The following is a 24,953-nucleotide window of genomic DNA, read 5'->3' as shown; positions in this document are numbered from 1 at the left end:
AATTGTTTATTTTTCAAGTAATTCATTAAGTCTCTTTTCCCCCACTTTCAACATCTCTTTCTCCACTTGATTCCATTCTCCAAATAGTAAATCATGAAGAACGGTTGCTGCTGAAGTTGTATTTTCTTTTGAATCATATACACAACTTCTATCTCGTTGGTAAATTTGAATTCTTTCAAAGATAGCTAGTTCTTCAAATTGCCGTGTATTATCAACTAGATGATTTACAATGAAATCATGATGTTCTTTTGGAGTTGCACGTGATTGATTTGGATTGATAGCGTATGGTTCTTCGTATCGGATAAGGGTGCTCAGATAGGACAGCTTAGGCTTTGTCGCAATCAAGGCTAATTGTACTTCATATCCCCTACTTTTCAAGAGTTGTGCTGTTTTCTTTGGAACATCAATCGTTCGTAAAGTTCCCTCTATCAAAAGATTGTATCCCAAATGACTCAATTCTGTTACTAAAGACTCTACCATTTTACCTGCAAAATCTTTGGTGTATTCTACACTATCTTTGCCATATTCTTGCTGCAGTTCTAAATAGTGTGGATGCTGAGAACGAAAACTATCGCCATCTATGATAACAATATTTCCTTGAAATTCTTTCTGTTTAATACGATGAATTGTAGTCTTACCGGCACCACTTTGCCCTCCAAGCAAAATTGCTATAGGTTGCTTACAGGACTTTTTGACGTCAAAATCGCCTTTATCTACGAATACAAAATGCTTGTAAAATAGCTTAAAATCAAAGATTTTCACCCACTTATTCGTTGTAGCAACACTACACATTCTACGTGATGCGTTTGTGGAAAAAGATCCACCGGCTGGACTTTCTTCAATTCATAGCCAAACTCTTGATAGAGTTTGATATCACGCGCCATTGTGGCGACATTACAGGAGATATAGGCGATACGGCTGACACCTGTTTGGGCACTTGCTTTGATGAAGCTTTCGGTCAAGCCCTTTCGTGGTGGGTCAACCAAGATCACGGTTGGCTGGATGCCTTCCTTGAGCCAATTCTTCATAGCATTTTCTGCTGTATCGCAGACATAGTGGGCATTGGTGATGCCATTTAGACTAGCATTCTTCTGGCTATTCTCCACTGCTTCGGGAATGACTTCGACACCATAAACTTCCTTAACATGATTAGCGACAGATAATCCAATAGTTCCGATTCCTGAATAAGCATCGATCACCACATCGTCTTCTTTTAACTCCGCAAAGTCAATGGCTGTCTGATAGAGCTTCTCTGCCATTTCGGTATTGACCTGATAAAAGGCTGGTCCAGAGATTTGGAAATCATTTCCCAACATTTTATCCGTAATATAGTCTTGACCATAGAGAACACACCATTCTTTTCCAAAAATAGCATTGGTATTCTGGTCATTGATGTTTTGCATGACAGATTTGATGGCTGGGAATTGCTTGATCAACTGCTCGATCAACTGGTCTACACGGAAAACCTTGGGACGAGTAGTGACCAAAATGACCATAATATCTCCAGAATGGTGGCCTCGGCGGACCACCAGATTGCGGATCAAGCCAGATGTTTCTTTTTCATCATAAGGCTTGAGGTCAAACCGACGAATCAAATCCCGAAGCGCCAAGACCACTTGGTCAATGACTGGATCTTGGATATAAAAATCTTCAATCGGCATCAAAACATGAGAGTTCTTTCGAAAGAAGCCTGTCTCGACCTGACCATTGACCCGACGAACAGGGACTTGGGCCTTGTTGCGGTATTGGACAGGGTGGTCCATCCCCAAGGTCAGGGGTACTTCCATATCAGATATTCCTGCAATCTTGTAGAGGCTATCCTTGACCTGCTTGGCCTTGAATTTCAGTTGCTCCGGATAAGCTAGGTGACCCAAGTCAGCAATTCCAGTTCGTAAGTAAGCCAGGTCTAGTTCTTCATTGCGGTGAGGGGACTTTTCTAGGTACTCCTCTACTTTACCGTAGCCGATTTTCTTGTTGACCTTGAGCACGCGCATGCGGATGACTTCTCCTGGCAGGGCATTCTCCACAAAAAAGACCAGGCCATCGACCTTAGCCACTCCTGCTCCTTCGTGTGTCAAATCGACAATCTCAACCGTTACAATTTCGTTTTTCTTTAACATGGTGTTCAATCTTTCTACAAATTAAAAGGGATGGAGTTTTCAAAATTCCTATCCCTTAATTATATCATCTTAAGCCCATTTGGGACAATTTGTTTTTGTAAGCTTCAAAATCCACTAGGAGACCTTGGCCGCCATACATATCATAGGCATCGACCCAATCCCCATTTTCTGGGATGGTGATGCGTTCAATCCCCTTACTGGCACTTCCAACTAAGCCAATCCCATTGGTCAATAGGAAGGAGAAGGGTACATTGGTTGAGGTCATAGCGAAGACCTTTCCTAGTGCTTCAGATCCAGTAAAGAGCTTGGTTGGATCCTTGATTTGGTGCATGATAGCAGACATAACCTCTTGTTGGCGACGGGTCCGACCAAAGTCACCCTCATCATCTTTACGGAAACGAGCATAGTTGAGGAGGGTCCGGCCATCCATCCGTTGTTTTCCAACCTTGATGGTCTGTTGAGGAACGACCCCATCCTTCATATTCAAGTCATCAGGGACTTCAACCTCAGAGACAGTTTCACCATCAATGGTGGAGAACTGAGCATTCATCTCCACTCCATTCGGGAAGAGAGTATCGATAGCTGTCGCAAAGGTTTGGAAATCGACCATGGCATAGTATTGGATATCAATGTCAAAGTTATCCTTAAGCATTTGACGGACCAACTCTGCTCCTTGGTTGTTATTCTGCTCTCCAATGGTAAAGGCCGTATTCAGCTTCTGGTCATAGTAATCTTGATATTCTGGATCCGTTTGTTGGCTCACGCCATCGATATGAACCAGAGTATCTCGCATGAAGCTGACCAATTTCACCTTTCCGTCCTTGTTGTTGACATTGACCACCATGATGGAGTCTGTACGCGTCTCAGACGAGCTTTCCCCGATCCGACCATCTGTTCCCAAGATCAGGATATTGACCCCGTCTTTGGTCTTCTGGCCGTTGAAATATTCTTTAACAGCTGGTTGGGCATTGGTCCCACCAGGTTTACTATTCAAGCCTTTGAGAAACATAAAGACCATCCCACCGATGACCAATAAGAAGAAGATGGCTATCCATTTTAAAATACGTTTGAAGCGAATTTTTCTTCCCTTCTTACGCTTGGGAAGAGCGGCTACTTCCTCTCGATTCTTTTTATTGGTTTTGGGTTTGCCCTTCCGGCTACGTGATGGATAGACTGGTAATTCGTCAGAATTGTCTTCTCTTTTACTTGAAGGTGCAACAGGCTCTTCTGCTCTTTCTGAAACGGGATCGTCTTGGAATCGTCCCTCTGATTTATTTTTTAAATACTTATATTCCAACTGCTCCTTTTCATTTAGGTAATGGTAGTTGGAATAAAGATAATCCAATCTTTTTTGTTCATGATAGGATAGGTTTTCTGATTCTCTACTCATACGTTCTCCGTTTCATTGTCGTTTAGCACATAGACCCAATAGTGGCCTAAGGTTTTGATAGATACCCCCAGGGACTCCAGTTCTTGATAGGCGGATGCAAACAGCGGTTCGTCAGCATCCACCACATCGATGATAAAAAAATACTCCCCTAGGGCCGTCTTTAAAGGACGACTTTCAATTTTTGTTAAATTTAATTCTCTTGAAGCAAATGTAGATAGGGCCTGGCATAAGGAGCCCGCAATATTACTTGGTAAGGTAATGGCCAAACTATCCTTACTAGCAGCTTTCTTCAGCGAGCGGCTGCCTTCAAAAGGTCGCTCACCAAGGATCCAAAAGCGGGTGAAATTTTGATCCATCTCTTGAATATTACTGGCTACCACTTCCAAACCATATTCATCCTTGGCCTCCAAAGGCGCAATGGCTGCAATAGGAAGTTCCGGATGTTGAGAGACATATCGAGCCGCATAGGAAGTCGAAGTTGTCATCTCTAGTCTGGCTTGAGGGAAATGCTCCTGGACATAGGCTTTCCCTTGCGCTAATGCTTGAGGATGCGAATAGATCACCTCAATGGCTTGATCCTGCTTAACTGCCAAGAGTTGTTGCTTAATGGGATAGACCACTTCTGCAATAGCCTGAAAATGAGCCTGGTGAAAGAGGTAGTCAATCGTCTCATGAACACTACCTTCGATAGAGTTCTCAACAGGGATAACTGCATAATCAACTTGGGCAGACTCATACGCTTTAATCACTTCTGTGATAGAGCCGTATGGGCACAAGGTAGCCTCTTCAAAACTTTCAAGGGCTACATGATGGGTAAAGGATCCCTTAGGACCGAGATAAGCTACAAGCATCGGATGATCTCCACAATTTCTTCTGGTGTCTTATCAGCAACATCAATCACATGTGTGGCTACTTCTTCATAAAGGGGCAGGCGTTGCTCATACAAGGCACGAAACTCTTCTGGTTTTTTATTAAGAAAGAGAGGGCGCTTAGTTGCAGAATCTGCAGCCAGTCTGTGATAAAGCCGCTCAAAATCAATCCGCAAATAAATATTACAAGCATTCTTCTTGAGAAGCTCACGATTTTCTGGCTTAAGGACGATGCCCCCACCAGTTGAAATGACCGAGCTCTCTTGATTGAGTAACTCTTGCAATAAAAGCGACTCTTGCTGGCGAAAATTGTCTTCTCCATAGCGAGCAAAATAGTCAGAAATCGGCATTTCTAAGCGTTGAACTAGAAGTGCATCCATATCTGCAAAAGCTGGATCCAATAAAGAGCCAATGGTCGTTTTCCCTGCTCCCATAAAGCCGAGTAATACTTTAGGCATGAGACACCTTTTCTAAATCTGCAAAGAAGGTAGGATAGCTGGTATTAATAGCTTCAGCACGCGCAAGCTCCACTTCACCATCGCTTACAAGCAGGGCTGCAATAGCTCCCATCATACCGATCCGGTGGTCACCAAAGGTTTGCAGGCAAGCACCATGTAAGGGCGTTTTCCCTTCAATGATCATCCCATCCTCTGTTGGTGTGATGGTTGCTCCCATAGCATTTAGACTATCTGCCACTACTTGGATACGATCTGTTTCCTTGACTTTCAATTCTTCAGCATCTTTGATAATGGTTTGGCCAGAAGCTTGAGTTGCCAGAAGAGCAATAATTGGAAGCTCATCTATCAAGCGAGGAATCAAATCACCCGAAATTTCTGTTCCATGGAGGTCGGAAGTCTCTACGACAAGCGTCGCAGCCTTAGCAAGGGGATCAACATCCAAGATTTGAAGCTTGCCTCCCATTTTTTCGATAACCTCTAGGATACCTGTACGGGTCTCATTGATCCCGACATTCTCTAGACGAATTTGACTATTAGGGACAATCAAACCAGCTACCAACCAAAAGGCTGCACTGGAAATATCACCTGGTACCGTCACCTCACAGGCTTGGAAGCTTTGAGGCCCATGCAGGCGAATTTCTTTGCCCTTCACGCTGATCTGGCCACCGAACTGCTGGATCATATCTTCGGTGTGATTCCGTGTCAGTTCTTTCTCTAGAATGACTGACTCTCCTTCTGCTTGCATAGCTGCAAATAGAAGAGCCGACTTGACCTGAGCAGAGGCTACCGGTAATGAATAGTGGATGGGTTGTAACTCTTTTGTTCCATGAAGGTGAAGGGGCAAAATGTCTCGATCTGTTTGACCCTGGACAGTGACTCCCATCTCTCGAAGGGGGATCGCCACTCGATCCATTGGCCGTTTAGACAAGCTGTCATCTCCAACCATGGTGACTGGGAATGGACTTCCTGCTAAGACACCCGCTATCAATCGAGTAGAGGTGCCTGAGTTCCCCATAGCCAGATCATTCTTAGGTTGTTGAAAGGCTTCAAAACCTTTTCCCTCGATGGTGATCACTTGACCATCATCTTGGATAGAAACGCCTAGGTCTCTAAATACTTGAATAGTGGATAAGACATCTTCACCACGGAGGATATCATAAACCTTAGTGGTTCCATGCGCAAGGCTACCAAAGATAATCGAACGATGACTGATCGATTTATCCCCTGGAACACGAATGATTCCATTTAAACCCTTACAATTCGTTTGTAATTTCATGGCTTACCCCTTCAAGCTTTTCTAAAAATTTTACCATAAAAAGCAGCCATTTTCAACGTTCACTTGGAAGGTCCTCTAAGAAGAGAAACGAAAGAGGCTGGGACTAAAGTCCTAGCCTCTCAATTGTCTTTGGATTGTTGAGCAAGACGCAGTGGTTGAGTGGGCTCTACTACGCTGATTTCATCAGCTTTTACAGCCCTACTCAACTATGCGGAGGTGGGACTACGAAATCGAATTCTAACGAATTATCGATTTCTGTCCCACTCTCTCTCCCTTATTTAAATAAATCTTGAACTGGATCAAAAATAATCCGTTCAATATCTCCTAGATAAACAGACAATTGCTGTTGTTTGGTGAAAAATTCATTCACAATTGGGTTTCCTTGTAATTTTCCAGCAAAGTCCTGCATCTTCTTTTGTTGGTCTTCAGTTGGCATTTGTCCAGACTGGATGACTCCATGAATTTCTTGTTGGAAAGCCAGGTAGTCTCCGAATAATGCTTTTGCATCAGCATCGGCATCAATGGCTTCCTTACTAGCAAGGACAGCCTTGTATTCTGGTAAGTCACGAATTCCGCGTGACAACTCATTGGCTAGATCATAAATATTTGACATGTGATTTCTCCTTAACGATTTGGTTTTGTTCTATTATACAAAGATTCTGGTAGATCTTGTGGTAGAAACTGCTATTTTTGTAAAAATCCTACCTAGGACCTACTATTTGATCGCCACACTATAATCCGTTTGCTCGGTGATCAGGGCTTCAGCTCGCGCTTGATCAGCAGCCGTCTTAAAGGAAATCTGAAGAATCCCGTAGACATCTTCCCGGTTTTCTTCATTGATATGAATATTGACCAAGGAGGTACCACGAAGCAACTCCAGGATTCGAAGAATGACATCTTCTTCGTCTGGAACATCCACAAAAATATCGAAGGTGCTTTCCACCCCTCCTCTTTTATGGATCTGCATATGCTGCCGTTGCTCTCGACTATGGTCAAAGAAGGACCAAATGGCATCTTCTTGCCCTTGGCGAATCATCTTAGCAACTTGCTCAAGGCGATCCTGAAAATCCGCTATCCGATCGAGAACAGCAGCTGGATTAGATAGCAAGACTGAGGTCCACATACTGGGCTCACTCTCTGCAATCCGCGTCATATCACGAAATCCTCCTGCAGCAAAGCGACCTGCTAGGGCATGCTCTTCTGTATAAGCAGCTGCTTGTCCCATCAGGGTAGCTGCCAATACGTGGGGAAAGTGACTGATCTGGGAAGTAACCCGATCGTGTTCCATTGGATCTACCTCGATGAAGCGGGCTCCAAGCCCTGAAAGTAAATCCTTCAATTCCAAGACCGCACTTGAGTCTGTCGTAGCTGTTGGGGTAAAAATATAGTAGGCATTTTCAAAGAGCGTGGAGTCAGCTGAGGCAGCTCCTGTCTTGTGACTTCCCGCCATGGGATGCCCGCCGACAAAACGGACTGGGAGATGTGTAAAAGCATTTTCGCCAGCTTCTACAATGGCCCCCTTGGTAGAGCCCACATCTGTTACAATGACTCCTTCTTTAAAAGGCATTCTCGCCAGTTGCTGAAAGGTTTGGATGGTTTGCTTGACAGGTAGGGAGACGATAATGACATCAGCTCGAGAAGCAAACTCTTCCAAATCAGCCGTCACCTCATCCACTATGCCATTCTTAAGTGCAATATCCCGTGAGGCCTGACTGCGATTATAGCCTAGTAAAGTCACTTGCGGATGAGCTTTCCTGATCCCCATGGCTAACGAAGCGCCAATCAGTCCTAGACCGACGATATAAACAACCTTTTCTTCCATCTATTTCTCCAGTTAGAAAGCTTTGGTATAGGCCCGATGACGCTCGACAGCTTCCTTCAATTCTTCCAGATTATCAGAAGAGAACTTGTCCAAAACTTCTGTAGCTAAAACCGTTGCCACAACAGCCTCCATGACAACCCCTGCAGCTGGAAGCGCCGTCGGATCACTTCGCTCTACCGTTGCCTTATACGGTTCGTGCGTTTCAATATCGACACTCATGAGGGGTTTATAAAGAGTTGGGATTGGTTTCATTACTCCACGGACGATAATCGGCTCTCCATTGGTCATGCCGCCTTCAAATCCGCCCAGATGATTGGTTCGACGAGTATACCCATCCTGCTCAGACCAGATAATTTCGTCCATGACTTGACTGCCTTTGCGACGACCTGCTTCAAAGCCTAGACCGAACTCTACACCTTTAAAGGCATTGATAGAGACAACCCCTTGAGCGATTTTGGCATCCAATTTCTTGTCCCATTGGACAAAAGATCCCAGACCGACAGGCACACCACCTACAATCGTTTCGACGATCCCTCCGATGGTTTCCCCTTCTTTCTTCACACTATCGATATAGGCCTTGATTTCCTCTTCTCGCTCTCGATTGACGATGGAAACTTCTGACTGAGCAACCGCTTCCTTGATTTGGGAAACCGTTAGATTTTCCGGAACCTCTACTTCGATGCCACCGAAATTGACGATGTGGCTGGCTACCTGAACCCCAATCTCTTCCAATAGACGTTTGGCTACTGCACCTACTGCTACCCGCATGGTTGTTTCCCGAGCGGATGATCTTTCCAAAGAATTTCGTAAGTCATCGAAACGGTACTTGATTCCGCCGACCAAATCAGCGTGGCCTGGACGAGGCTTGGTAATTTTCCGGAGCCCCTTCTTCTTTTCCTCCACATCACTAACAGACATAATCTCCAGCCATTTTTGATGGTCTAGATTGGTGACATTCAAGGTGATAGGCCCTCCCATGGTTAAGCCATGGCGAACACCTGACGTGATCTCGACCTGATCGCTTTCAATCTTCATTCGTGCTCCACGACCGTAGCCACCCTGGCGACGTTTTAATTCGACGTTGATATAATCAGCTGTCAAAGGGAGCCCTGCTGGCACTCCTTCGATAATAGCTGTAAGTCGTGGTCCGTGTGATTCTCCTGCTGTTAAATAACGCATGCTATCTCCTTTGTCGCTTTCTAGTTTAAGAAGTCTCTCATTTCTTCCAATGGGACTGGATGGATCTGACAAGTTCCAATTTCTGGTACCAAAACGAGTTTCAATTGATTGCCCCTCGCCTTCTTGTCCAAGGTTAAGGCCTGATAAAGCTTTTCCTTATCCCAAGTATGGAATTCTACTGGTAAGCCAAATTTTTGACACATTTGACGAATAGCCTGCGTTAAACCGGCTTGAACCAATCCCTTAGCTTCGGCCACCTTAGTAACTTGCACCATTCCAATCGCTACGGCTTCCCCGTGCATGACCTGGCCATAACCGGCTGTTGCTTCGATCGCATGGCCAAGGGTATGACCAAAATTTAGATATAGGCGAATGCCTTGGTCTAGCTCATCTTCGACGACCATCTTGCGCTTGACTTGACAGGAATGGGCAATCAGGGATTCTGCATGCTCATAAATAGACTCAATGGAGCCATCCATTTGATCCAGTTCTTCCCATAAGGCAGGATCTTCGATGAGACCGTACTTAATGACTTCCCCCATGCCCTCGATCAACTCGCGCTGGCCAAGAGTCCGCAACACTTCAGGGTCAATCAATACCCCATCCGGTTGGGCAAAGGTTCCTACCATGTTCTTAGCATAGAGTGTATTGACTCCGGTCTTACCTCCGATAGAGGAGTCAACCTGAGCCGTCAAACTAGTTGGTACTTGGACGAAATGAATCCCTCGCATATAGGTAGAAGCTACAAAGCCAGCTAGATCACCAACAACACCACCTCCAAGAGCGAGAATGCCGTCTGATCGTGTCATGCCATTCTTGGCTAAGAATTCATAGACTTTTTGAACGGTCGTCAGATTTTTACTAGCTTCTCCTTCTAGGAACTCATAGCTAATTACTGTAAATCCTTCACTTTCAAGGCTTTTTACCACCTGACTTGCATAAAGAGATCCTACATGATTGTCTGTTATGACTGCTACTTTTTGAGCTTCCCATAAATGACTGAGCCAGGTTCCAACCTTTTGGATCGCTCCATTCTCAATGACAATCTCATAACCATTCTTTGGTAGATCAACATTCACCTTCATAAGTATCTCCTTTCAAATCCATGTGAAAAAGATTACAATTTCACTATTGTATAAAAATAGAAAACAGAGCATACTTGATTAAGTTTTTCTGTTTTCTTCCATCATTTTTCTAATACATAATCTGGGTATTCCAATTTCAAAGCTTGCCAGACTTCCTCTTCCGGGAAAGTTTTATCCGTCATCAGTTCGAAGGCAACGGTAGCTTGTTGGAAGAGCATTCCCAAGCCATTTAAGGTTTTTGCCCCTTGTTCTTCTGCTAATTGAAGAAATGGTGTCTTGGCAGGAAAATAAGCTAAATCAGCCACTAGACAACCTTTAGGAAAGATAAAGTCTTTCGGAATAGGGAGAGAAGACCCGTCCATTCCTATTCCTGTAGCATTGATCAATAAATCGGTCCCCTCTATCGTTGCATTTAACTGATCCCGACTGGATAAGTCATGAAGAACAATTGAAACAGCAAGAGCTTCAGATAGTGGAGCAAAGATAGCCTGATACTTATCTAAGCTTTCTGGACGAACAAATAAATGAATCTCGCCAACTCCTTGCCGACTGGCCTCTACAACAATAGCAGTCGCAGCACCACCTGCTCCTAAAAGGACAAGTTTCTTATTCTTTATCGAAAAAGTCTTGGGGAGACTCTTTAGAAAACCAAGTCCGTCTGTGTTGTAGCCTGTTAAACGACCATCTTTCTGAACAACCGTATTGACCGAACCAATAAGTTGTGCACTTCCATCTACCTGATCTAAAAATGGCAAGACCTTTTTCTTGTAAGGCATGGAAATATTAGCGCCCAACATATCCAGTGCCCGTAACTGTTGAAGACTTTGTTCGACTTGTTCTTCTTCCACTTCCCAAGCAAGGTAGACCGCATTGGTAGCGGTTAGTTGGTAAGCATGGTTGTGAATAAAGGGTGAGATACTATGACGAATGGGCTTGGCAATCACGGCCGCCATTCGCGTATAGCCGTCAATCTTCATCTAAGATCTCCCGAATCTTGTGCATGCTGGACAAGCTAATTTGACCTGGTGCACTTTGCTCTCCAACGCTAGCATAGGACCAAACAGAACCGGTTAAATCGGCAGCGATACGAGAGATTCGGCCGATTTTCCCCATAGAAATGGTTACGAACTCTTGTTCAGGATTAAGCGTCTTAAAGCCACGTGTATAGTTCATTAGATCCAGAACATCCTGCTCACTTTGGGCCATAACCGAAACTTTAACCAGCTTTGGTGTAAGACTCGTTAATTCAGACATAATTTCCATCAAATTTTCAGGGGTTTCCTGGAAATTATGGTAGCTTAAGCAAAGATTGGAATAATCCATCATCTGATTAAACTCGACCTGATGACCAAAGTACTCAAAATCGACATAATCCGGATGGTAGATGTTGTTGATATCATGGATAAGGGCTACGTACTCTTCACCAGAAAGTTCAATTTCTCCTCCCTGCTCCCGTGTCCGTAGCGTAAATAAAATTTCACGGCCTGCAAATTTTTCAAAGATGGCAGGCGCAACCTGTAAAATATCATTTTTGTCCAAGTAATCCGCACGCCATTCAATCACATCTGCATCTTGATAACGACTGGCATCAATGGCCTGTGCTTCTTCAAAATTTCTTGGCATTACAGAAACGACTAATTTCATTGATCCACCTTAATCGTAAATACTTTCAAGTAATTACTACTTTCTTCCCTTTCATTGTATCGAAAATCAGCTGGAAGTCCAACTTCACTGATATAGCGATGTTTTTGGCCTTTGAAGCCCTTTTCAATTTCTTTCTTAAATTTATCCCGACTGACATTGGCAGCATTCGTACTTGCAATCAAAATACCATTTGGATTTAAAATCTCTAGGGACTGTTCAATCAGTTTGTGGTAATCCTTCGCAACTGAGAAGGTACGCTTCTTATTGCGAGCAAAACTCGGAGGATCTAGAACGATCACATCATAAGTCAAACCATGACGCTTGGCATACTTATAATAATCAAAAACATCCATCACAATAAAGCGGTGGTGATTCAGTTCTAAACCATTTGCCACAAAATGGGCTTCGGATAGTTCGCGACTCCGCTTTGCCAGATCTACAGAAGTCGTTTCTACTGCTCCTCCCATAGCCGCTGCTACCGAAAAAGCCGCCGTGTAGGAAAACATATTGAGTAAGGATTTACCTGCAGCTAAGCCATCTACTAAACTAGCACGCACATCGTGTTGGTCCAAGAAAATCCCTGTCATCAAGCCATCATTCAGAAAGACTTGGTAGCGAACACCATTTTCCAAAATCAAAAAATGCTCTGGAGCTTCTTGACCAAAAAGATGGGCTGACTCATAATCTGGATCCTTGAAACGGATTTTTTCATATCCTCCCAAAACCTCTGGAAAGACTTCTTGAAAAGCTGCAACAAGCAACTCTCTGATTTGATAAACAAAGGCATTGTAGATAGAAAAGACGGCATAATCTCCATAGAGATCAATGGTCAAGCCACCAAATCCGTCGCCTTCTTGATTAAAAATTCTAAAAGCTGTATCCAATTCCGACTGATAGTAAGACTGGCGCTTGGACTTGGCCTTAGCAAATAGCTGACTAAAGTAAGCCTGATCCAAGGTGATTTTCTTGGTAGAAATGACCCAACCAAGACCCTTGTTTTGCTCTGAAAGATAGCCTGTCCCTAGAAAATGACCCGAAGCTGTGACCAGCTCAACCACCTCATTGTCAAAGGGAAGTTGACCAAAGTCAATCTTTTCTAAAATCTTATAACCTTTATGGATTTTCTTCTCAACTTGTCGGTTAATTGTCAGCTTTTTCATACTCTCTATTGTATCAAAATTTTCAAAAATTCACAAAGTCTCTTCTTTAAAAATTCGATTAATAACATAGGCTTCACCATCACTTTGAACATTCTCTCTCTTTTTGTTTAGTAATGGATGACAAATCTCAATCCTCGACTTTCATTCCTTCATTATCCACTTGCTTTATTTTCAAAACGTTTTAAATTATGGTATACTGTTGTAAGAAAATTTTTAGGAAATAAGGCAAGGAAGTATATTTTTGTGAAAAAAATTACCAAAACGATACTCGATGCTATGAGTACCAGACTAGGATTTGTCTTTACCCTACTGTTGCTTTATTGGTTTAAAACCATGTGGGCCTATACAGTAGACTTTAATTTAGATATTCAAGGCTTCTATCAGGTTTTTCTCGCAGTCATTAACCCGATACCGTTAAGCCTCTTATTGATTGGTCTCGCTTTTTATATTAAGAGAACCAAACTCTTTTATTTGCTATCTTTTAGCATCTATGTCATTTTATTTATCTGGTTGATTTCCAACTCGATTTATTATCGTGAGTTTACAGACTTCGTGACGGTTAATACCATGCTGGCCTCTAGTAAGGTTTCCGCTGGTCTTGGAGCTGCAGCCTTAGAATTGTTCCGTCCCTGGGATATTATCTATGTTTTAGACTTCCCGATTCTAGCTTTCCTCTTCTTAAAGAAATTGGTCAAACTAGATCGCCGTCCCTTTAACAAGCGGGCAAGTTTTGCAGTGACTTCGCTCTCTGCCATGCTCTTCTCAGCCAATCTTTTCTTGGCCGAGATTGACCGCCCAGAATTGTTGACGCGTGGGTTCTCCAACTACTATGTGGTTCGTGCTCTTGGTTTGCCTGCCTTCTTGGGTTACAGTGCCAACCAGACCTACATGGCCAATAAAGAACGCTCAAAGGCTTCTGAAGTTGATTTGAAGCCAGTTGAAGAGTATGTTGCTAGCCATTATGCACAACCAAACCCTGAAACCTTTGGTCTCGCAAAGGGACGAAATGTTATCTATATCCATCTGGAAAGCTTCCAACAATTCTTGATCGACTATAAATTGAAAGTCGATGACAAAGAATACGAAGTGACCCCTTTTATCAACTCGCTTTACCATTCAAACGAAACCTTTGCATTTGCCAATATCTTCAACCAAGTAAAAGCTGGTAAAACGTCAGATGCAGAGACCATGATTGAAACAGGCTTGTTCGGTTTGAACCAAGGTTCCTTTATGGTAAATTACGGTGGGACCAATACCCAGCAAGCAGCTCCTTTCATTCTTTCTAAGAATGGTTACCAATCCAGCGCTGTTTTCCACGGAAATGCCGGAAGCTTCTGGAACCGTAATACAGCCTACAAACAATGGGGCTACCATTACTTCTTTGATGCATCATACTTTACCAAGCAAGATGAAACCAACTCCTTCCAGTATGGACTTAATGACAAGATCATGTTGAAGGATTCCATCAAGTACTTGGAACACATGCAACAACCGTTTTATACTAAGTTCATTACCGTTTCCAACCACTATCCTTATACGACGAGTCTGATTGGTGACGAGATTGGCTTCCCTCTTGCAGAGACGCAAGATGAAACCATTAATGGCTATTTCGCAACAGCCAACTACTTGGATTCTTCTATTAAGGCCTTCTTCGATTATCTCAAAGCTTCTGGCCTTTATGAAAACTCCATTATCGTATTGTATGGAGACCACTACGGTATTTCTAATTCTCGAAATCCAGCTCTGGCTCCTTTGCTTGATAAGAACTCTGAGACTTGGTCAAGTTATGACAATGCCATGTTGCAACGTGTACCGTATATGGTGGTCATTCCTGGTATGAACAAGGGGAAAGTCATTGAGACCTATGGTGGAGAGATTGATATGCTTCCAACATTGGAACACTTGTTAGGCATTGATTCTAAGAACTTCCTTCAAGTTGGTCAAGACTTGTTATCTCCTGATCACAGTCAAATCGTGGCTTTCCGTTCTGCTAACTACTTTGTGACTCCTGAGTATACAAGTTACAGTGGCCGGACCTATTACACCAAGACTGGTGAGGAAATCACCAATCCAGACGAAACAACGAAAGAGCAACTGGATAAGATCCGTGAGGCAGCGAATTTACAACTCAAGATTAGTGATAGTATCCAGACAGGAGACCTCTTACGATTCTATACTGGAAATGATCTTGGTAAAGTCAACCCAGATGACTACTCCTACAATAACTCGATGAAAGCATTGAAGAAAATTGAAAAAGAAAAAGGGGATGCCTCAACCAGCCTCTATAGCCAAAGAGGCAATCAATCAACCGTTGATCTCTTCAAAGCGCCAAGCTATAAGGAACTCCACCCTGAACAGTTCAGTTCATCTTCTTCAAGTGAAGATTCCAGCTCAAGTAGTTCTAGCTCATCTTCATCAGAAAAAAAATAAGATTGGGACCTCCCAATCTTATTTTTGAATGTAGACAAACTATTTTTACTTTAAGGAGACTGGATTGTTTTTCAAAAAACACTTCGATTACCTTGGATTATTAAAGCAAATCTAAAACTTTCCGTTGTGAGAAAAGTACTTGAAACACTATGTTTCAAGTACTCGGGAGTTTTGAAACTTTAGGTTCAAAACTAAGTCTTGGAACTTCAGAGAAGTTCGCTGACGTCCGGACTCACCTAAGGAAAGTTTTTAAGAAGACTTTTCTTAAATTTGAAATGAGGCTGGGACAAAAGTCCTAGCCTCTCAATTATTTTTGGATTGTCGAGCAAGACGCAGTGGTTGAGTGGGCTCTACTACGCTGATTTCATCAGCTTTTACAGCCCTACTCAACTGTGCGGAGGTGGGACGACGAAATCGAATTCTAACGAATTACCGATTTCTGTCCCACTCTCATTTCTTCCATTCAAAGACAGATGCTGTTAAATTCTCTACATAGAATGGACGTTTGTTTCGACTATTTCCAACAAGGAGCTCAAGATGATTTGCGTTCTGGAGATAGAATGGTAGTCCACTGGTGTTAAAGATAACATAATAGTGTTTATCCCAGGTCAATTCAAAGACCACAACACCACTACCCATATCGGCAGTATGTACAAAGACATGTTGATAAATCTCCTCATATGATTCGAGGGACAAGGCAGGTAGGGTCTTCTTCAAATGAATGATTTGACGAACATATTCGACTGTATCCTTGTTGACAGATACTAGGTTCCAATCGACTTGGTTAACGGCATCTGTCGCATTATAGGAATTCATAGCCCGTTCTCGATCTTCCTGTGTCACTTCTCCATCTTCGCCCGTTGCAACTAGTTTAGTTCGTAGGAACTCTTGTCCAACCTGCATAAAGGCCATCCCTTGGAAGAGGAGATTCATGGCTGTCGCCATTTCTACCTGCTTCTTAATTTTTTCCTGAGAATCATTTGGATGGACATAAGAAAGTAAATCATAGAGGTTGTAGTTATCATGGGCTTCAACATAGTTGAGGACCTGACTTGGAGTTAGGAAGGATCCCAACTCTGCACTTCCCAGAACGGAACGCGCAATGATGTCTTCTGTAGACTTCCGACTAACATACCCACGTTTGATGGATCCGAAGACTTCAGCTCCCTTAATGGCATCTCGAGAGGTATCATTAAAGAAACCAACTTGGGCCATTTGATAAGCATTGTCCTTTTTGGCCTTATCTTCTGGAGCCAAGCCTGTCCCCATATCCCAACCTTCTCCATAAAGGAGAATCCGCGGATCAATCGCGTCCATGGCTTCACGGATTTCATTCATGGTATCCACATCGTGAATCCCCATTAAGTCAAAGCGGAAACCGTCAATCTTATATTCTGTTACCCAATGAGTCAAGGAATCAATCATGAATTTGCGGTACATCTCATGCTCACTGGCCGTCTCATTCCCAACTCCTGTACCATTTTGGAAGGATCCATTTGGATTCATTCGATAGTAATAATCAGGAACGGTTGTTTGGAATGCTCCATCTTCTGTCGAATAGATATGATTATAGACCACATCCATGACTACCGAAATGCCCGCTTCATGATAGGCGTGTATCATTTCTTTTAACTCGCGCATGGTGGTCTTAGGATCGTGAGGTTTGGTCGAGTAACTAGTCTCTGGAGCAGAGTAATTCTGCACATCGTAGCCCCAATTGTAGAGGACATTCCCGTCTTCATCATAGGTCTTATAGCGGTCGGTCACTGGTTGCAGTTGAACTACATTGACCCCTAATTCCTTGATATAGTCAAAGGCTGTGGCATCGCCTTGGGCGTTCTTTGTCCCAGTCTGGTGAGCTCCTCGGTAGGTTCCTCGATAGGCTTCATCCACACCGGAAGTCGGAGAGATGGTAAAATCCCGGACGTGCATTTCATAGACAACCGCCTGACAAGGATTATCCAGACGCCAGTCAGCCTTTTCATAAGCTTCTGACTGAAAGGCGGGAAAGATGCAATCCTGATGAGAAAGAATGGCAGATTTTTTCCCATTTTCACTGGTAGCGATCGTATAAGGATCACGCGCAATCTCTGTATGGTAATCAAAATAAACCTTATACTGATAGGCAAGTCCACTGAGGTTTCCCATGACATCCGCATACCAGACACCACAGTTATTGCGAACATGGTCGCTAGATTCTCTCTGACCACGAACCATTGGGACAATCTTCCAGACCTTGCTGTCATTGGCGACAGAATCATAGATAAGAAGGTCTACTTTATTGGCAGTAGGTGCCCAAAGTTTAAAGCGGTAATCATCATCTTGCTGACGATATCCCAACCAACCCTGATAGCCCCATTTGGCATCAAATTCTTGATAATGGGTCGCCATATCAAAAGCGTGTGGCTTCCGACGGCTGTATTCATGACTGGTCATTGCAGCCTGTAAGGAATAATAAACAGTGTCATCTCCTTGAATCAACCAGACTTCTCGTACTTTCCCTTCTGGTAAAAGCTCAATATGGTATTCATCCGACTGACTAAGCCAGTTTCCTTCCTTGATGATAACATGGCCAATGTGTTGAGGTGTCTCACAGTTATAAACTAGGAGCCCCTCAACTCCAAAATAATCGAGTTTGGAGAAAGACACTTCCTCTCCCCATACTCCTTCATGCCACTTCCACATATCACGGGCAAAATAATCACCTACGGGATGATGGTAGTGGATTTTCACTTGATACTGATGCATCGTTTTGTATTTCCTATTTCCTAATTAACTAAGTAAGAAGAAACTGGCATTGCCCACTCTCAGCAATATTTCTCCATTATTCTTCTGATTTATATTCTGAATGGACCAAGGCATCGTCATTAATTTCATCGATGTTGGCAAAAAATTCCAAGTGATTGTGGAAGACTTCTAGTTCTACTGGCGTATCTCCACCGTATTCACCATCTAAATTGATCTTGAACTCTTCCTTATTGTCCAAAACTTCAATCTTCAATTTAGAGGTTTTAAGATATTCAATATTTGAATCGTTGACGTGTTTTCCACCATTAACGGCTTGCATAATGAGGGACAACATATCAAATAATTTAGCGGTTTTCACTAAAATCAAGGTGAAATTCCCATCATCAAGTTTAGCATCTGGTGCCACACTTTCAAAGCCACCGATTGAATTGGTCAAAGCCACGAAGACAAGCGAAACTGGTCCAACATAGACCCCATTGTCGTGCTCAATCCGCACCTTGCGGGTTTTATTCTTAGGGAACTTCTTCACTGCCTCCGCTACGTAAGCAAAGTAGCCATAGCGCGACTTCACCTCACTCGGCACACTAAAGGTCAATTCAGACAAAGTCCCTGCAGCGGCAATATTGATAAAATATTTACTTCCGTAAGCACGTCCGATATCCATCTGAATGGTTTGATTCTTCTCAATGATCCGTGCAGCTGCGACTGGATCTCCCATCGGAATCTTCAAAGCACGCGCATAATCATTGGTTGTTCCCGTAGGGATAAAAGCCATCTTTGGACGATGTTCGAGGCTAGCAACCCCATTGACCACCTCATTAATGGTTCCATCTCCTCCGGCAGCAACGATCAAATCAAAACCGGCTTTTGCAGCCCGTTCTGCTTCTAACTGGGCTGATAAAGGCTCAGGAGTAGTCTGATAGGCACTTGTTTCGTAACCTACATCCTCTAACACATCCAAGACTTCTGCGATGTTCTTTTTAATGATTTCCTGACCAGAAGTCGGATTATATATCACTCGTGCTTTTTTAATCTTATTTTCCATACATGCCTCTATAAACTTTCAAGCCAGGCTTCATCCTGTATTTCAATTGATAATTCCTGCGCTTTGCTTAATTTACTACCCGCATCGCTACCTGCAACTAATAGGTCAGTTTTCTTGGACACGGAGCCTGTGACTTTAGCCCCTAAGGCTTCTAATTTAGCCTTAGCTTCCGAACGTGTCAGACGTTCCAGTTTACCAGTTAATACAACTGTTTTACCAGACAATGGTGCATCTGCCACAACCTTTTGTCCCAGGTAATCTAAGTTTACCCCAGCATCCTTAAGCTCTTCTAAAAGAAGTTGAGAACCTTCTAGAGCAAAGTAACGCTTGAGACTTTCAGCAACCACCATTCCTAAACTGTCTATCGCCGCAATCTTTTCAATCTCTGCCTCAGCTAAGGCTGGAATGGAATGAAACTCCTGGAGCAAGAGCTGGCTAGCCTTACTTCCCACATGACGAATTCCCAGACCAAACAATAGTTTTTCAGCAGAATTTCCCTTCGATGTCTGGATCGCATCTACTAATTTTTGAGCAGATTTTTCTTTAAAGCCGTCCAATTGTAAGAGATCATCCACGGTCAAGCGATAAATACCTGCTACATCTTGAACTAGTTCTTTAGCAAACAGTTTTTCAACCACTGCTGGCCCCAAGCCTGTAATGTTCATGGCATCACGGCTGGCAAAGTGAGCGAGTCCTTCTTTTATTTGAGCCGGACAGCGGGGATTGATACAACGCAAGGCCACTTCATCTTCAAAATGAAGAAGCTCGCTCTGACAACTCGGACAATGGCTCGGAATCTCTAATCGCTCTTCTGATACTCGTTTATCCATGACAACACGCAAGACAGCTGGGATAATGTCCCCGGCCTTATAAACAATGACCGTATCATCCTTGCGAATGTCTTTCTCTGCAATGTAATCCACATTATGGAGGGTAGCTCGACTAACCGTCGTACCTGCTAACTGAACCGGCGTCAAATTAGCCGTTGGTGTCACCACTCCAGTCCGACCGACTGTCCAATCAACTGACAAGAGTTTTGCTTCCTTCTCCTCAGCTGGGAATTTGTAAGCCACTGCCCATTTGGGAGCCTTGACGGTAAAGCCAAGCTCTTCTTGAACAGCTAGATCATTTACTTTAATCACGACCCCGTCGATATCATATGGAAGCTGGTCTCGCATGGCTGCAACTTCTTGAATATAAGCCCAGACTTGCTCGATACTGGTCGCTGTCTTGTGATGAGGATTGACGACAAAACCGAGGTCGTTTAATTTAGCCAATACCTTCTCTTGGGTCGCTTGGTCAGTAGGACTAGCTTCCTGGTAGAGGAAGGTTGCGAGCTTACGCTCCGCAACAATCTTCGTATCCAACTGTCTTAGAGTACCGGCTGCCGCATTTCGAGGATTCGCAAACTCTGCCTCCCCATTTTCTTGACGGGACAAATTTACAGCATCAAAAGACGCACGGGGCATATAACATTCTCCGCGAACGGTTAAGGTAAGAGGTTCCGATAAGACTAGAGGAATATCGCGAACTCGCTTGAGATTCTCAGTGATATTTTCTCCAATGCTCCCATCTCCCCGTGTAGCACCAGTTTCAAGGACACCATCGACATAAGAAAGTGAAATAGATAGGCCATCAATTTTTAACTCACATACATAGGTGACAGATGGAAATTCCTTGCGAACCCGTTGGTCAAAGGCCACCAATTCTTCATAGGAGAAGGCGTCCTGCAAGCTATAAAGCGGGTAAGTATGCTGGTATTTTTCAAACCCTTTGAGAATGGTTCCTCCGACCCGATGGGTTGGACTATTGGGTTGGACCAATTCTGGATGGGCTTCCTCTAAAGCAACCAGTTCCCGATAAAGCTGGTCGTACTCATAATCCGATACGGAAGGAGCATCTTTTGTATAATATTCTTCTGCATATTTGTTTAGTAAGTTTACTAACTCTTTCATTCTGGTTTCCATATCTCTATTTTACCATAAAAACGCTTTACTGTGCCCTTTCTGACTACTTCACATGCGAAAAAATGTCGTTTTTCAGAATGAATCGGATGAAGCCATTGCATCAAAAAAGAGGCTGGGACAAAAGTCCTAGCCTCTCAATTGTCTTTGAATTATTGAGCAAGACGCAGTGGTTGAGTGGGCTCTTCTACGCTGATTTTCATCAGCTTTTACAGCCCTACTCAACTGTGCGGAGGTGGAACAACGAAATCGAATTCTAACGAATTACCGATTTCTGTCCCACTCTCTAGTGGATTATTGAGTCAAATCAATTCGTTGAGCAATCTTTTTGATCAAAATAGCTCCGACAATCAGGGAAGCAAATTCACCCAAACCAGTTGTCAACCAATTCAAGAAGAATGGTGTTTTGTTTATAATATGCAGTTCTAAGGCTATCGTGAACATAGAGAGGGCAAAGAAAATTGAGAATAAGAAATGATCCTTGCGAATCCATCCATTAAAGAGATCTGTCTTTTCATAGCGTTTAAAAAGATAGACTCCTAGTGTAACGAAGACCAAGGTAGATCCACCTCCAACAAACACGTCGACGATTCCATAACTCAAGAAGTTAGAAATCATACACCCAATGGTAACAGACCAAATGTATTTCCGATTGTAGAAAGCCATGAAGTTGAGCATTTCAGAAACACGGAATTGGATCTCGTTGCTTCCGATGGCATTCAACGGGGGCGTAATGGTCAAGGCCACATAGAGAGCTGCAACTAAGGCAATCTGTGCCAAGTCACGAACAGTATAGTTTTTCATCGTTTTCTCCTTTAGCGGTTTTCCCGCGTCTAATATGCTTGGTGAAAGAAGCTAAGCACCAAGGGTTGAGCTTTGCCAATGAAGCTCATTTGAACGAGTTACATTCGACAAATCAACTTTATAAGTATAGCACAAATAAGGGAATTATGATAGACTAATTGTATGAAAAAACTAGTCCATCGAATCTTTGATAATGAAATTTTGTCCTACCTAATCTTTGGTGTAGCTACGACGATTGTTTCTGTTGCTACTCGGCTGATTGTTTTCCAGCTGACAGACCAAGAACAACTAGCTACCTTTATTGGAAATATTGCAGGAATACTTTTTGCCTTTGCTACCAACGATACTATTGTCTTTAAACAAGAAAGAAAAGGCTGGTTGAAACGGTTGATTGTTTTCTCTTTTGCTAGAATGGGTACCCTCGTGCTGGACCTCCTGATGACCACCATCTTTGTGACCCAGTATCCGCAAATCATCGGCCAGTTTGTCAATATGAATCGGACGGCAATTAATACCATCGAAACCTTTGCCGCCCAATTTATGATTGTCATTTTGAACTATGTCTTTAGCAAACTTTTTGTCTTCCGAAATAAGAAGTGACATCTCATTATACACAGAAAAACCGTCAGAACTCTTATGGTCTCTGACGGTATTTTTTTATACTTCCAGACTAGATGCTTGGGCACTCAAATAAGAGATTTTTCCTTCCACACCAAAATAGTCCTTGACCAAGCCTTTTAATTCGTCCATCGCTTCTTTTGCGTGTTCTGCTTGCTCTTCAGTCACTGCTTCCATCACAAGAATAGCCTGTCGAGTTTCTTCTGTCAGCATGGTCCTTTGGGCTTCCCGCCAGTTTAAACAACGGCAAACAGCTCCCTCTTGATCATAATAGATAATTTCTTCAGGCAAAGCAGGAGCGTCTTCCTCAGCTCCTAATGGAAAGAATGGCTCTCCCCCTTTGGCTTTTCCTAAGGATAAGCCTCCAGCTAACTTTTCCATATCTTCACCACCACAGGGGATAGCATAAGCAAGAGATACACTATTGTACAAATCCACTAAAGGATTAATGGGATAAAACTCCCGTCCTTGTGACACTCGTTTCAATAAGGCTTCTATGGAAGAACGGGCTCCTTTTTTGGTCTTGAATTTAGTAAAAGCTAGGCGCCATTCCTGAACGACTGGGCTGGCAGTGAATTGTTCATCATCGATGAAGACTTTTGATCGTGCAACTCCCTTGTCGAGAAGATCCTTAAAATAAGGATCCTTACTCTCGTCAACATGATTGTCGATATCTTCTACTGTCATCACCACTACTTGTGCTTGGGGAAATAAGTCCCAAAACTCTTGATCTACTGTAAATTTCATTTCTTTTCCTCACTATAGTTTCTATTTTGACCCATTTTCACTAACTCCCAATCCGCTGCTACGTTTTCCCTCATTTTAGCCAGCCATTCCTCTAATTGAAGGATTTCTGCCTGTGAAAAACCTTTTAAGGCAGTGTTCTCAGAATAAGCATGCTCAGAAAGGATAAAAGGATAAAGCTTTTGTCCCTTTTCCGTTAGAATCCATTTTTTTATTTTTTGATTGGAAGGATCAGTTAATTCTCGGATGAGACCTTTATCAGCTAATTTTTTAACAGAGCGGGCTACTGTTGAGCGATCCACTTTTAATAAATCGGATAACTCCTCTTGAATGATACCTGGTTGCTCCCCGATCCGTACTAAATATAGGTATTGACCTCTTGCCAGATCCAAATCTCGGAACTCAATATTGGCAATCGAATCTAAGGCTCGGGCTATGATGCCAATCTCTCTTAGAACTTTCATCTGCTCCTCCTTTCTTTATGAATGATTTTATCACATTTTTATTGCAAATGCAACAAAAATAACAACCACAAAAAAGCCGGCTGAAAACCGGCTTGCTCCTATTTTATTCTTTAACATCAGTCCTGATTTTTTCCCAAGTTTTTAAGATGGAATCGACGCTTGAGAGAAGCTTCCTTTTGGTGAAAAGCTACTCGAGCCGACTTATACTTGGCTACCACATCCCCGTCTTTTGTTTCAAATCTCGCTTCAATGGCATATTGAATACTAGCATTTAAGATACAGCCAATAATCAACACCTTAGCTACCAGGATAAACCAGAACATAATGATCGCTAAAAGGACTGACCCGAAGAAACGAGCATCTAGGAAACTCGTGATGTAGTGGTCGACATATTTCCAGAAAATGTTCAAGGTCAAATAAAGGACTGCTGTCACAAAGATGGCTCCTGGAAAGACATAGCGAAACTTAGGAATTTTAATATTGGGTAGGGTGTAATAGAGCAAGAGCAAGGTTAAAAAGAGCAGGAAGTAAACCGAAGGTCCTGAAATATTTAAGAGGCGAAGGTAGATACTTTCATCAAACTTGAAAATCTCATAGACAGAACGAATAATCATCCGGCCAAACATGGTCAAAACCAGAGACAGACCGAACAGACCTTGCAGAGCAAAACTAATCAAAATACTGAAGATTCTCGCCCAGATAATCCCCCTCTCCTTCTCCACTCCATAACTTTTATTGAAGGCCCTTTGCAGGTAAGCGATACACTGTGAGGAGACCCATAAAGCCGAAATGATGGAGAAACTCAGCAAACCAGTAGATGGCTTGGTAAGCACCGATGAAATCACTTGCAAGACAATGCGGTACATGGAGGCAGGTAATACTTCACGCAAGGTCAGCAAAATCTGAGTCGGACGAATCTGGAAGTAAGGGAGGATATTGGCTGCAATCAACAATAAAGGGAGAATGGAAATCAATAAATAATAGGCCACTGCTATACTTGTGATGTCCGATTCAGAGGCCATATAAAAGCGCAGGAACCCCTTAATAAACGGTCGTTGGCCTAGCCATTTTAGAAACTTTTTCATATCTTTCCTCCCCTAAACAAAGTCATAAAAAGAGAAAAGAGCGAAACC

Annotated in this window: 21 protein-coding genes, 1 pseudogene and 1 riboswitch; of the genes and pseudogenes, 2 read left to right on the top strand and 20 right to left on the bottom strand. The window is 43.0% G+C overall.

The annotated features are described in order from the left end of the window. Nucleotides 1-6 precede the first annotated feature (6 nt). From LXO72_RS02260 to LXO72_RS02200, 13 genes and pseudogenes are all read right to left on the bottom strand, one after another. Nucleotides 7-693: pseudogene (locus tag LXO72_RS02260) on the bottom strand (zeta toxin family protein); the annotation flags it as partial. Nucleotides 694-758: 65 nt separating this feature from the next. After that, the gene (rlmD, locus tag LXO72_RS02255) at nt 759-2,120 is read right to left on the bottom strand and encodes a 23S rRNA (uracil(1939)-C(5))-methyltransferase RlmD (RefSeq protein ID WP_233331403.1); all 1,362 of its coding nucleotides are present in this window, start codon (nt 2,118-2,120) and stop codon (nt 759-761) included. A 64-nt stretch (nt 2,121-2,184) separates the two neighbouring features. After that, a complete protein-coding gene (locus LXO72_RS02250; protein WP_233331402.1) occupies nt 2,185-3,510 on the bottom strand; it encodes an LCP family protein in 1,326 nt (441 codons plus the stop codon). Continuing rightward, nucleotides 3,507-4,361, bottom strand: a complete 855-nt coding sequence (gene pheA / locus LXO72_RS02245) for a prephenate dehydratase (RefSeq protein WP_233331401.1) — start codon at nt 4,359-4,361, stop codon at nt 3,507-3,509. The genes LXO72_RS02250 and pheA overlap by 4 nt, the downstream gene beginning before the upstream one ends. After that, nucleotides 4,352-4,837, bottom strand: a complete 486-nt coding sequence (locus tag LXO72_RS02240; protein ID WP_233331400.1) for a shikimate kinase — start codon at nt 4,835-4,837, stop codon at nt 4,352-4,354. The genes pheA and LXO72_RS02240 overlap by 10 nt, the downstream gene beginning before the upstream one ends. Continuing rightward, nucleotides 4,830-6,113, bottom strand: coding sequence for a 3-phosphoshikimate 1-carboxyvinyltransferase (gene aroA / locus LXO72_RS02235; protein ID WP_233331399.1), 1,284 nt, complete (start codon nt 6,111-6,113; stop codon nt 4,830-4,832). Before aroA ends, LXO72_RS02240 begins: the two co-directional genes overlap by 8 nt. A 274-nt stretch (nt 6,114-6,387) precedes the next feature. Then, nucleotides 6,388-6,726 carry a YlbF/YmcA family competence regulator gene (locus tag LXO72_RS02230; RefSeq protein WP_061564079.1) on the bottom strand — a complete coding sequence of 113 codons (339 nt, stop codon included), beginning with the start codon at nt 6,724-6,726 and terminating at the stop codon, nt 6,388-6,390. A gap of 102 nt (nt 6,727-6,828) precedes the next feature. Further along, complete coding sequence (locus tag LXO72_RS02225) at nt 6,829-7,935, bottom strand: prephenate dehydrogenase (protein ID WP_233331398.1); 1,107 nt, start codon at nt 7,933-7,935, stop codon at nt 6,829-6,831. A gap of 12 nt (nt 7,936-7,947) precedes the next feature. Beyond that, nucleotides 7,948-9,114, bottom strand: coding sequence for a chorismate synthase (aroC, locus tag LXO72_RS02220; RefSeq protein ID WP_233331397.1), 1,167 nt, complete (start codon nt 9,112-9,114; stop codon nt 7,948-7,950). A gap of 20 nt (nt 9,115-9,134) precedes the next feature. Then, a complete protein-coding gene (gene aroB / locus LXO72_RS02215; protein WP_233331396.1) occupies nt 9,135-10,199 on the bottom strand; it encodes a 3-dehydroquinate synthase in 1,065 nt (354 codons plus the stop codon). Nucleotides 10,200-10,300: 101 nt separating this feature from the next. Further along, complete coding sequence (gene aroE / locus LXO72_RS02210; protein ID WP_233331395.1) at nt 10,301-11,176, bottom strand: shikimate dehydrogenase; 876 nt, start codon at nt 11,174-11,176, stop codon at nt 10,301-10,303. Beyond that, complete coding sequence (gene aroD / locus LXO72_RS02205) at nt 11,166-11,843, bottom strand: type I 3-dehydroquinate dehydratase (protein WP_233331394.1); 678 nt, start codon at nt 11,841-11,843, stop codon at nt 11,166-11,168. Before aroD ends, aroE begins: the two co-directional genes overlap by 11 nt. Then, complete coding sequence (locus LXO72_RS02200; protein WP_233331393.1) at nt 11,840-13,003, bottom strand: class I SAM-dependent rRNA methyltransferase; 1,164 nt, start codon at nt 13,001-13,003, stop codon at nt 11,840-11,842. Before LXO72_RS02200 ends, aroD begins: the two co-directional genes overlap by 4 nt. Before the next feature lie 243 nt (nt 13,004-13,246). Here LXO72_RS02200 and LXO72_RS02195 point away from each other — a divergent pair, with 243 nt between their 5' ends. Next, nucleotides 13,247-15,433 carry an LTA synthase family protein gene (locus LXO72_RS02195; protein ID WP_233331392.1) on the top strand — a complete coding sequence of 729 codons (2,187 nt, stop codon included), beginning with the start codon at nt 13,247-13,249 and terminating at the stop codon, nt 15,431-15,433. A gap of 450 nt (nt 15,434-15,883) precedes the next feature. Here LXO72_RS02195 and pulA read toward each other — a convergent pair whose 3' ends face one another. From pulA to LXO72_RS02175, 4 genes are all read right to left on the bottom strand, one after another. Continuing rightward, nucleotides 15,884-18,181, bottom strand: a complete 2,298-nt coding sequence (gene pulA, locus LXO72_RS02190) for a type I pullulanase (RefSeq protein ID WP_233331391.1) — start codon at nt 18,179-18,181, stop codon at nt 15,884-15,886. A gap of 76 nt (nt 18,182-18,257) precedes the next feature. Then, complete coding sequence (locus tag LXO72_RS02185; RefSeq protein WP_129269418.1) at nt 18,258-19,226, bottom strand: diacylglycerol kinase family lipid kinase; 969 nt, start codon at nt 19,224-19,226, stop codon at nt 18,258-18,260. An 8-nt stretch (nt 19,227-19,234) separates the two neighbouring features. Beyond that, nucleotides 19,235-21,193: an NAD-dependent DNA ligase LigA gene (gene ligA / locus LXO72_RS02180; RefSeq protein ID WP_233331390.1), complete on the bottom strand. Its 1,959-nt coding sequence runs from the start codon at nt 21,191-21,193 to the stop codon at nt 19,235-19,237. A 291-nt stretch (nt 21,194-21,484) separates the two neighbouring features. Continuing rightward, entirely contained in the window at nt 21,485-21,994 is a 510-nt protein-coding gene (locus tag LXO72_RS02175; RefSeq protein ID WP_233331389.1) for a QueT transporter family protein, read from the bottom strand. Further along, nucleotides 21,992-22,128: riboswitch (PreQ1 riboswitch) on the bottom strand. (Overlaps the previous gene by 3 nt.) 28 nt (nt 22,129-22,156) lie before the next feature. On the opposite strand from LXO72_RS02175, the gene LXO72_RS02170 reads away from it, so the two are divergent. After that, nucleotides 22,157-22,594 (top strand): GtrA family protein, encoded by a 438-nt coding sequence (locus tag LXO72_RS02170; RefSeq protein WP_233331388.1) that lies wholly within the window; start codon nt 22,157-22,159, stop codon nt 22,592-22,594. 57 nt (nt 22,595-22,651) lie between these two features. Here the strand turns inward: LXO72_RS02170 and LXO72_RS02165 are convergent, their stop codons facing one another. From LXO72_RS02165 to LXO72_RS02155, 3 genes are all read right to left on the bottom strand, one after another. Continuing rightward, the gene (locus tag LXO72_RS02165; RefSeq protein ID WP_233331387.1) at nt 22,652-23,359 is read right to left on the bottom strand and encodes a B3/B4 domain-containing protein; all 708 of its coding nucleotides are present in this window, start codon (nt 23,357-23,359) and stop codon (nt 22,652-22,654) included. Continuing rightward, a complete protein-coding gene (locus LXO72_RS02160) occupies nt 23,356-23,820 on the bottom strand; it encodes a MarR family winged helix-turn-helix transcriptional regulator (RefSeq protein ID WP_233331386.1) in 465 nt (154 codons plus the stop codon). The genes LXO72_RS02165 and LXO72_RS02160 overlap by 4 nt, the downstream gene beginning before the upstream one ends. Before the next feature lie 116 nt (nt 23,821-23,936). After that, nucleotides 23,937-24,905, bottom strand: a complete 969-nt coding sequence (locus LXO72_RS02155; protein WP_233331385.1) for a YihY/virulence factor BrkB family protein — start codon at nt 24,903-24,905, stop codon at nt 23,937-23,939. Nucleotides 24,906-24,953 lie beyond the last annotated feature (48 nt).

It is taken from the genome of Streptococcus sp. XMC (genome assembly GCF_021341835.1).
Lineage (GTDB): Bacteria > Bacillota > Bacilli > Lactobacillales > Streptococcaceae > Streptococcus.
This window is presented reverse-complemented; position numbering and strand designations above follow the sequence as displayed.